The following is a 2,580-nucleotide window of genomic DNA, read 5'->3' on the forward strand; positions in this document are numbered from 1 at the left end:
CCGATCCGCCCGCCGAGGTCCGCCCGCATGGCCGACATCCTGCCGTTCAAGCGCCCCAAGCCTGCCGACCGCATGGAGGCCGCGGCCGGCCGGGAGCTTTGCAAGTCCGGGTTTCACAAGTGGGAGGTGCAGAAGGACAAGCGCTTCGACGTGAAGGCCGGCAGGCTGGTCACGAGCTACCGCTGCGCACGCTGCGGCGCGACCCGGACCGAAGGCCGCTAGCCGGCGCGCCGGCCGCAACGCCCGGCCGCTGCATCGGCCGGCGCCGGCGGCGCGTATGCTGGCCGGCCCCCTGCCACCTCCGGTTTCCGCCATGCCCCGCCTGCTTGCAAGCCTCGTCCTCGCCCTCGGCCTGTCGCTGCCGGCTGCGGCCGCCGATCTCGCGAAGCTGCGCGCGGCGTTCGCGTCGGTGCGCTTCATCGCCTACAGCCCGAGCGCCTACACCGACGGCGGGCTGGTGGGCCGGGATGCGATCCGGCGCGATCTCCTGATCCTGGCGCCGGATTTCGATGGCATCGTCACCTATGCAAGCGACAACGGCAGCGAGCAGGTCGCGGCGCTTGCACGCGAAACCGGCATCCGCGCCGTGATCCTCGGCGTCCACAACCCCGCCAACACCACCGAACTCGACACCGCGATCCGGCTGGCGCGCGAATACCCCGAGGTCGTGGTCGCGATCTGCGTCGGCAACGAAGGGCTGATCTCGCACCGCTACGACTGGCCGACGCTCCGGCGCGGCCTCGATCACGTGCGCGCGGCGCTGCCCGAACTGCCGCTGACCACCGGCGAGCCGTTCGTGATCCACCTCGAATGGACGCCGCCGGGCTTCTTCGACGCGCAGGACTTCATCGGCGTCAACATCCATCCGCTGTTCGAGGACTGGTTCACGCCCGACAAGCTCGATGCCGGCATGGACTATCTCGACGCGATCCTCGGCAAGGTCATCGCGCGCGCGCCGGGCAAGCCGGTGATGATCAAGGAGACCGGCGTGCCCGGTCAGCCCGGCGGCGAATGGTCGCCGGCGGTGCAGGCCGGCTTCTGGACGCGGGTCGAGCGACGCTTTCCGCGGAACGGCGACCGTGCGTTCTCGGCCTTCGAAGCCTTCGATGCGCCGTGGAAGCCGGCGCTGATCGCGCGCGACTTCAAGGACTACGGCGGCACGGTCGATCCGCGCGAGGCGTACTGGGGCTTCTATACCGTCGACGGCGAACCGAAGCCGGTCGTCGGACAGCTGCGGGCGCAGCGGCGGGGGCCGTGAGGTCCGAAGCAGGAATTCTCCCCACGCCGCCCCGCCGCCGGCGGGGTCAGCGGCACAGCCCGAGCAGGCGCCGGTCGCTGCTGCACGCCGCATTGCCATTGCCGCCGCCGCTGCAGCCCGACAGGATCGGTTCGGTCACCGAGTAGTACTGCCAGCCGGCCTTCAGCGGTTCCAGCGCCGGCTGCTGCGGACTCCAGGCCACCTGCTGCCACTTCGGATGGCCCTGCGCGCGCAGCGTGGCGTAGTTCTCGCACAGCGAGCGCGCGAAGGCCGCGATCGCGCGGCGGTTGAAGTCCTGCGGATAGTCGTAGGTGATCAGGTAGGCCTTGACCGCGAGCGTCTGCACGTCGGTGCCGAGCCATGCGTAGCTGTCGCGCAGGATCGTCGCCGGGTAGTAGACCTTCAGCGCCTCGCGCATCGCCGGTTCCTCGGCGCGCACGCCGAGCAGCCGGTAGTACTTGCGCCCGAGTTCGGCATCGACGACGAGCTGCGACACCGGCTGGCCGGCGACGAACACGACGGCATCGACGCGGCCGTCGCGATCGAGCAGCGCGTTCAGCGCCTGCTTGTAGCCGCTCGCGGCATCGGTGGCGCCGGGGAAGTCGACGCGCTCGGGCCGGGCGCCGTCGAACATCAGCCCGTACAGCGTGCTCGCGGTCAGCGCCGCGCCGCTGCCGTCGGGGCCGATGTAGAGCTTCCTGCCGCGCAGTTCATCGACGTAGTGCAGCGGCGAGTCGGCCCGCACCAGCACGTGGATTTCCTCCAGGTACAGCGGCAGCACGACGCGCAGCGGCCCGATCAGATCCTGTGCCTCCTTGTCGCCCTGCGCGGCGAGGCGCACGTAGGCCTGATAGACATCGGACTGCACCAGCGCGAACTTGACCTTCTCGCGGTAGCGCATGTCGCGCACGTTCTGCACCGAGCCGCTGGAACTGACGGCCTCCAGCGCGATGTTGGCCGGGCGCGCGACGAGGTTCGCGAGGTTCTGGCCGAAGGCGTAGTAGGTGCCGGTCGTGCCGCCGGTGACGATGCGGTAGTCGGCGAGGATCGGCGCCGCCGGCGCAGCGGCGGTGACGAGGGCGAGGCTCAGCGCGATGAGCGCGCGCAGCAGACGGGTCATGCAAGGTTCTCCCGGCAGGATTCGTGGCAAGCGGAGCATCGGTCGCGGGCATCAGTCGCAGAGCTTAAGCCGCCGGCGTTCATCCTCGCCGGCGCCGCAGGGCGGCAGCCGGGACGGCTGGGCGGCGGATTCGGCCTGCCGGCGGCGTTCGGCCTCGGCGGCGGCTTCGTCGGCGTGGCGCCTGCGCTCGGCTTCGGCCGCT

At 70.9% G+C, this 2,580-nt stretch carries 3 protein-coding genes; 2 read left to right on the forward strand and 1 reads right to left on the reverse strand.

Annotation, left to right across the window (positions count from 1 at the left end; all coding sequences use genetic code 11):
* Both PKE44_RS14785 and PKE44_RS14790 read left to right on the forward strand, forming a co-directional pair.
* Positions 1 to 222, forward strand: a 222-nt coding sequence (locus PKE44_RS14785; RefSeq protein ID WP_324552524.1) for a hypothetical protein, incomplete at its 5' end; no start/stop codon positions are given.
* A gap of 91 nt (positions 223 to 313) precedes the next feature.
* A complete protein-coding gene (locus PKE44_RS14790; protein ID WP_324552526.1) occupies positions 314 to 1,258 on the forward strand; it encodes a hypothetical protein in 945 nt (314 codons plus the stop codon).
* Positions 1,259 to 1,304: 46 nt separating this feature from the next.
* Here PKE44_RS14790 and PKE44_RS14795 read toward each other — a convergent pair whose 3' ends face one another.
* Entirely contained in the window at positions 1,305 to 2,378 is a 1,074-nt protein-coding gene (locus tag PKE44_RS14795; RefSeq protein ID WP_324552528.1) for a TAXI family TRAP transporter solute-binding subunit, read from the reverse strand.
* Between the last annotated feature and the right edge of the window lie 202 nt (positions 2,379 to 2,580).

This window comes from Plasticicumulans sp., from assembly GCF_035331805.1.
In the GTDB taxonomy this organism is placed as follows: Bacteria; Pseudomonadota; Gammaproteobacteria; order Competibacterales; family Competibacteraceae; genus Plasticicumulans.

Coding starts and splice junctions, on each gene's coding strand:
- PKE44_RS14790 (WP_324552526.1), top strand. CDS start 314: ATGCCCCGCCTGCTTGCAAGCCTCGTCCTCGCCCTCGGCCTGTCGCTG.
- PKE44_RS14795 (WP_324552528.1), bottom strand. CDS start 2,378: ATGACCCGTCTGCTGCGCGCGCTCATCGCGCTGAGCCTCGCCCTCGTC.